The organism is Intestinimonas timonensis (assembly GCF_900626145.1).
Classification (GTDB): domain Bacteria; phylum Bacillota; class Clostridia; order Oscillospirales; family Oscillospiraceae; genus Intestinimonas; species Intestinimonas aquisgranensis.
On the sequence record NZ_LR130834.1, the window covers coordinates 1 to 7,224 of the forward strand.

Genomic DNA, 7,224 nt, shown 5'->3' on the forward strand with positions numbered 1-7,224 from the left:
GGTTTACCGTATGGCCTGTCATCCAGAAACCACTGGACGCGGGCTTTGCTGTACCCATTTTTCGCCGGAACCGATACTTGATGCTGTTCCTGCCTGTATCCTGCTCTGTATGAATTTGTGAAATCCTGCGAAAACGCAAGCATCAATGAGAAAAACTAAGATTATTTAGGGAGGGAGGTGAACTGACATGGATAAAAAGCAAATGACCGAGGGAAGTATGGCTCTGCAGGAAAAGCAGTGCAGAGTTATTACGATAGAGGCTACTGAAAAGCAGCAGGACAACAAGCTGCGGGTAGCCGCTTACGCCCGTGTCAGCTCTGCTTCCGATGACCAGCTCAACTCCTTCGCCGCTCAGAACCGGCACTGCGCAGACCTGATCTCCGGAAAAGAAAACTGGAGCATGGTGGACATTTATGCAGATGAGGGTATCACAGGCACTTCTGCTGAAAAGCGGGAGGACTTCCAACGACTTCTGGCAGATTGCCACAGAGGGCTGATTGACCGGATATTGGTGAAATCCATCTCCCGATTTGCCCGAAACACCACAGAATGTCTGGAGACGATCCGAGAACTGAAAGCGCTGGGAATCAGCATCTACTTCGAAAAAGAAAATATCGACACATCCACCATGTCCGGTGAGATGATGACGGCCATATTCGCTGCCTTCGCTCAGGCTGAGAGCGAATCAATCTCAGGTAATATGCGGTGGAGCTATCAGAAACGAATGCAAAGCGGTAAGTTCATTACCTGTAAGGCGCCGTTTGGATACCGGTTGTGCGATGGGAGGCTTGAAATCGTAGAATCCGAAGCACAAATCGTGCGGTTGATCTTCGACAGGTTCCTGGCTGGGTACAGCACCACAGAAATCGCATCGGAAATCACAAGCTTAGGAATTCCCACAAGAGATAAAATCCCATACTGGCAGCACACAACGGTCTGCTATGTCTTGCAAAACGAAAAATATGTCGGTGACTCCCTGCTGCAGAAACGATATTCGACTGATACCCTTCCGGTCAAAAAGAAGATAAACCATGGAAATAAGGATCAGTACTACATTGCAGACAGTCACCCACCTATTGTGGACAGGCTCATATTTAAAAGGGCGCAGGCGCTGTATCAGGCGAAAAGCTCTAAAATTACCCATTCACCTCGGGAGCAATATCCCTTCACCATGACGATCCTGTGCGGAAACTGTGGGACATACTTCAAAAGGAAAATGTCAAAGGACATAACATACTGGGTGTGCCGCAAACACGACAGACAAAAAGATGCCTGTGTCATGGAACAGATACCAGAGTCCCAAATCGAGGAAGCCGTCCTGCGTCTGTACTATAACCTCAAGCACCATGGAGAGCCGATCCTCTCCCAGATGATCACCAGTCTCCTGACGATCCGCAACCGCAGAATGCTCTGGAGTCTGGATGTCATTGAGCTGAACAAACAAATATCTGAACTTTCCAGTCAGAATCAAATGTTGGCCACGCTGAAACAGCAGGGCCTCATTGATCCTGACATTTTTATATCCCAGAGCAATGAGCTGACCGAACAGCTCCGCACTGCAAAGCTGAAAAAGGAACGCCTGTTAGCCTCCGATGGCGACAACACCATCGCTCAAACGCAGGAGCTGATGGATATCTTAGAAGCAGGGCCGGATTTCCTTAATGCCTTCGATGCAGAGCTGTTCGGTGAACTGATTGACAAGATTATTGTGGACAGTAAAGAACAGCTTCGATTCCGCCTGAAAAACAGATTGGAGCTTACAGAAACCATTGAAAGGACGGTGCGCTGATGGGAAATCGGAAACTGCCCTTCGGCTATCACATGGAACTGGGTAAAATCGTACCTCATCCACCGGAGGCAGTGCTGGTAAAGCATGTCTTCCAGGCGTATATCGCCGGAGAATCCTACAACAGCCTGGTTGAGTGGCTTCGGGAGCAGAAGATTCCATACGATGTTGGAAGGGTCTGGAACAAAAATATGGTAGCACGGATTCTGGAGGATCGCCGTTATATCGGTGACAAGGGCTATCCTGCTATCCTGCAGGAAGAAACTATGACAAGTGCGATAAAAAAACGCAGCGCCAAGCAAGTGACCACCCATATTACAGAGGCACAGAAGATCCTTCGCCGTCTCAGTGGGTGGACAGAAACGAAGCAGATAGAACAGCAGGTGTTAGGTCTGCTCAACATGCTGCTCAACAATCCGGAACGGATTCAGGTGGTGTCGCCCCATCCTAAAAGCGAGAATGTGGAACTGCAAAGGCAATTGGATACAGTGCTATCCTGCCAGCCAATCGACGAAGATGCAGCTCAAGAGCTTATCCGCTCCATTGCCTCTGTACAATATAGTGCTATCGATGCAGATGAATATGAGAGTATCCGGCTCCGGCGAATATTTGCCCAGCATCCGGTCATGCGTGAATTGGACGCAAAACTGCTGAAAACCACGGTATCCGCAATCCGTGTATACAGTGATAAATCCATAGCCATACGACTGAAAAATAATCAAATCATAGGAGTGAACCACAATGAGAGACAATCCACCCAGAGTCATTACGATCCCTGCGAAAGTGGAAAGCACAGCACAGCAGGCTGTCCAGCGGCAGCTGCGAGTCGCCGCTTACTGCCGGGTATCTACAGATGACGAGGAACAGCTCACCAGCTACGAAGCCCAGCAGACCTACTATACCGACAAAATCATGGGCAATAAGGACTGGACGATGGCAGGCATTTTTGCCGATGAGGGCATCACAGGAACTTCTGCCCGAAAGCGCCCTGAATTTCTGAAGATGATCCGCCAGTGCAAGCGTAAGAAAATCGATATTATCCTGACCAAGTCCATCTCCCGCTTTGCCAGAAATACGGTAGACTGCCTGAACTATATCCGGGCTCTCCGGGAATTGGGTATCGCAGTCATCTTCGAAAAGGAAAACATCAACACCATGGAGTCGGACAGCGAGATCCTCATCACCATGCTGGGCGCCTTCGCCCAGGCGGAAAGTGAGAGCATCAGCGCCAATGTCCGCTGGGGCAAGCGGCAGGCCATGCGGGAAGGTAAAGCCATCATACAGTACAAACGCCTGTATGCATACGAGAAGGGCGAGGATGGTATGCCCCAGATCATTCCGGAACAGGCAGATGTCGTCCGGTCGATTTATGACCGGTACCTGACCGGCGCCAGCCTGCGGATGCTCAAAGACTGGCTGGAATCGGAGCAGATCCCCAATGTGGCAGGAGGTGCAGAGTGGACTATATCATCGATCCGCAGCATCCTGACCAATGAAAAATACTGTGGCGATGTTCTGCTCCAAAAGACCTACATCAGTGACTGCATCAGCCGGAAAGTAATCCGCAATACAGGTCAGCTCCCAATGTACCTGGTGGAAAACCATCATGATGGAATCGTGGACCGAAAGACATTCGATGCGGTACAGGCAGAAATGGCAAGGCGCAACGCAGGAAAAAGTCCTTCAAAAAAGAATGCTCCCACGGGAATGACCTCCTATGCCAGCAAATATGCGCTCTCAGAACGGCTCGTATGCGGGGAGTGCGGAACGCTGTACCGCCGATGCACATGGTCCAAACGGGGCAAGAAACGGATTGTATGGCGCTGTGTCAGCCGGCTGGATTACGGAACAAAATACTGCCACAACTCCCCGTCAGTCGATGAAGATCAGCTTCAGCGGTCGATTCTCGCAGCAATCAACTCTGCAATGAGCCGGAAAAGCACACTCATCCGGAAAATCACCGGAGCTATGGAACAGGTGCTGGCACCGATTCCAGGCGAGAGCATGAGCCTGTCAGATATAGAAAGTCGGCTGGATGAGCTGAATGACCTGACAAGGACTCTGGTGGCAAAAGCCGCTCATGCAGAAAATCCATCCATCTATACAGTCCAGCTCAAGGAAATTATGGACGAGGCCGCTGTTCTGAAGGAAAAGCGGCAAGCCATAGAAGAACAGCGAAAAAGTAATACGCAAGCAATTCGACGGATCGAAGAAGCTGCCGCGGTCATGGAGGGCGCATCTGCAGAGATCCAGGAATGGGATGAAACCCTCATCCGACAGCTGGTGGATACGGTGAAGGTCGTTTCTGCGGAACATATCACGGTGATCCTGCGCGGGGGCATTCAAGTGGAGCAGGATATGATATAATGAGAAAAAGAAGGTGAGCGATATGATTTATGCGACCGGCGATACCCATGGCAATTTCGAGCGGTTTCAGCCCGAACACTTCCCGGAGCAAGCTGAAATGACCAAAGAGGATTACATGATTATCTGCGGTGACTTTGGTGGTCTGTGGGACGGGCGAAAAAAAGATAATCGGAACCTGGACTGGCTGGAATCCTTACCCTTCACCGTGCTGTTTGTCAGCGGCAATCACGAGAACTTTGATCTGCTGGGGAAATACCCTGTCGAGGAATGGAACGGTGGGAAAGTCCAGCGCATCCGCCCGCATGTGATCCACTTGATGCGGAGACAGGTGTTTGAACTGCAGGGATACACATTCTTTACTATGGGCGGAGCAAAGAGCCACGATATGGAATACGGTGTACTGAATCCCTACGCTCCAGATTTTGAAGAACAATACTGGACACTCCGCAGGATGGGGGTCAGTTTCCGTGTAAACCATCGTTCCTGGTGGAAACAGGAGCTTCCGAGTGATTTGGAATATGAAGAAGCCCGAAACAATTTGGAGCGTGTCCGGCATGAAGTGGACTATGTCATCACCCACTGTGCTCCCAGCAGTATTGTAGACCAACTGGGCGCAGGAGGATATGCCCATGATCCCCTGACAGATTATCTGGAGGAAGTCAAAGAAAGAACCTGGTTTCATTACTGGCTGTTCGGACACTATCATGACAACAAAATCCTGGATGACCGATTTGTTCTTCTCTGGGAACAGATGATTCGGGTGGTGTAAACAGGCCAAGGAGAAGTGCAGGAGTATCCCGTATTTCTCTTTGGCCTGTTTTCGGTTAAGCATAATTTATCAGAAAGGAGAAACTATGAACGCTCGCAAAAACATCGACTATTCTGCCATGTTTGCGGATTTGGATGCAGCAGTAACTGCTGACTTTTCTCAAGTGCAACTATATTGCGAATTAGGCCGAATTGTATGTGATCGTTCTGAAAAGGGTGCTGCGGTTGCTGCTGCAGAATACTTGTCTGAACAGTGTCCGAATGTCCCTGGTTTCTCCCCGCGCAATCTACGGAGGATGCGTGATTTTTATCGGATGTACGAGGGCAATCAAGAACTTTTGAAACTCGCCGCAGAGATCTCCTGGACACAAAATGTTGTGATTCTGGAGGCGGAGCTGAACATGGAGGAGCGACGCTGGTATCTGCTGGCCGCAAAACAGTACGGATGGTCAAAATCCGCACTTCAGAACGCTATCCAGGAATGTGCTCATCAGGAACTCACGCTCGACGAATTTGAGGTTCCATGTTATACTGATCATGAAGAAAATCAATTGGAGAGTTCCGAAAATGATCAAGATACTTTTTCTCTGTCACGGCAATATTTGCAGAAGCCCGATGGCCGAGTTTGTGATGAAAGATATGGTGAAGAAAGCTGGTCTGGCACAGGAGTTTCAGATCGAATCAGCTGCTACCAGCACCGAGGAAATCGGAAATCCTGTTTACCCGCCTGCCCGCCGGAAATTGGCCGAGCATGGAATCGACTGTTCCGGCAAAACAGCACGGCAGCTCCAGAACAGCGACTACGAAAAGTACGACCTGCTGATCGGCATGGATCGCGCCAATATCCGGAGTATGTACCAGATCTGTGGTGGCGACTTTGCCGACAAAATGCACCTTCTGATGGATTTTACAAGTCGCCCCGGAGAAGTAGCCGACCCGTGGTACACCGGCGACTTCGATGCGACCTGGCAGGATGTTATGGAAGGCTGTCAGGGACTGCTTGATGATTTGCTGAAGAAAAGAGGTGTGATATGAATGGGGCAAGAGGATAAGATTCAGCTTTTTGAAGATAAGCGCATCCGCACAGCCTGGGACGAGGATAAAGAGGAATGGTACTTTTCTGTTGTTGATGTCGTTGCAGTTTTGACCGATCAGCCGGATCAGCGTGGCGCAAGCAACTACTGGGCAAAGCTGAAACAACGCCTTAAAGACGAAGGTGCAGATCAGTTGCTGACAAATTGTCAGCAACTGAAATTGAGGTCCCCAAAGGATGGAAAACGGTATAATACTGATGTGGCAGATACGGAACAGCTTCTGCGTATCATCCAGTCCATACCATCTCCCAAAGCTGAGCCGTTTAAGCTATGGTTGGCACAGGTTGGTCGGGAGCGAATCGAAGAAACGATAGATCCGGAACTGACCATTGAACGGGCGCTGGAAACCTATCTGAAGAAAGGCTATACCCGTGAATGGATCAATCAGCGACTGCAGGCGATCCAGGTTCGCAAAGAGCTGACCGATGAATGGGATGCCCGTGGTGTTCAAAAGGGCATTGAGTATGCCATTCTTACAGATGAGATATCCCGAGCATGGTCCGGGATGTCCACCAGACAGTATAAGAATCTCAAGGGGCTGAAAAAGGAAAACCTGCGGGACAATATGACTACACTGGAATTGGTTCTGAATATGCTGGCCGAGGCTACGACCACAGAAATTTCCAAGCAGAAAGCACCGGAATCTTTTTCTGATAATATCGAAGTGGCTCGTGCAGGCGGTAAAGTCGCTGGAGATGCCCGAAAGGCTATTGAGTTGCAAACAGGTGTCCCTGTTATTACGGAAAAGAATGCTGTCCAACTCAATCAAGTGATAACCGATTTGATTGAAGGGGGTATCTCCGAATCGGAAGTTGACTCATCAAAACAAGAATAAATAATTTGAGTTTTGCGGAGATAACATGACATCTACAGCGTTTTGATGTTACAAAGTAGAGCCAGACGAACACATGAGCCAGCCATTTACATGGTGAGCGGTGTGTTCGTCTTGGTTTATCCGCTCAAAAACGCGGACAAATGAAAAAAGAGGCTTCCGTTAAGGGGTATTATCCCTTAGACGGAAGTAACCGTCAAATATCCCTGCGCATAAAAAGGCCGCCATCTCAGTGCCTGTGCATTGAGATGGCGGCCTGCAGTTCTATTATGATTTAGGACTTCTGCATTCCTGGGGTGCGTTCACCGGGAGGAAAGATTCCGCCCAGACTTCATCCGTCCGGCTCAGGCCAGGTGCATGGTTAAGGAGCCAAACCA

6 protein-coding genes and 1 pseudogene are annotated in these 7,224 nt (G+C 49.6%); all 7 read left to right on the plus strand.

All coding sequences use genetic code 11. The features are described from left to right. Positions 1–187: 187 nt before the first annotated feature. The 7 genes and pseudogenes from E0E29_RS17305 (at position 188) to E0E29_RS17335 (ending at position 6,850) form a co-directional block, all read left to right on the plus strand. Positions 188–1,789, plus strand: coding sequence for a recombinase family protein (locus E0E29_RS17305; protein WP_130850993.1), 1,602 nt, complete (start codon positions 188–190; stop codon positions 1,787–1,789). Continuing rightward, positions 1,789–2,643 carry a recombinase family protein gene (locus E0E29_RS17310; protein WP_130850994.1) on the plus strand — a complete coding sequence of 285 codons (855 nt, stop codon included), beginning with the start codon at positions 1,789–1,791 and terminating at the stop codon, positions 2,641–2,643. The genes E0E29_RS17305 and E0E29_RS17310 overlap by 1 nt, the downstream gene beginning before the upstream one ends. Continuing rightward, positions 2,528–4,153, plus strand: coding sequence for a recombinase family protein (locus E0E29_RS17315; protein WP_130850995.1), 1,626 nt, complete (start codon positions 2,528–2,530; stop codon positions 4,151–4,153). The genes E0E29_RS17310 and E0E29_RS17315 overlap by 116 nt, the downstream gene beginning before the upstream one ends. A gap of 22 nt (positions 4,154–4,175) precedes the next feature. Beyond that, entirely contained in the window at positions 4,176–4,922 is a 747-nt protein-coding gene (locus E0E29_RS17320) for a metallophosphoesterase family protein (protein ID WP_130850996.1), read from the plus strand. Between the two features lie 118 nt (positions 4,923–5,040). Beyond that, a pseudogene (locus E0E29_RS19360) lies at positions 5,041–5,403 on the plus strand (DUF1016 N-terminal domain-containing protein); the annotation flags it as partial. A gap of 85 nt (positions 5,404–5,488) precedes the next feature. Continuing rightward, the gene (locus E0E29_RS17330; RefSeq protein WP_130850997.1) at positions 5,489–5,956 is read left to right on the plus strand and encodes a low molecular weight protein-tyrosine-phosphatase; all 468 of its coding nucleotides are present in this window, start codon (positions 5,489–5,491) and stop codon (positions 5,954–5,956) included. Then, positions 5,957–6,850, plus strand: a complete 894-nt coding sequence (locus E0E29_RS17335; protein ID WP_130850998.1) for a BRO-N domain-containing protein — start codon at positions 5,957–5,959, stop codon at positions 6,848–6,850. Positions 6,851–7,224 lie beyond the last annotated feature (374 nt).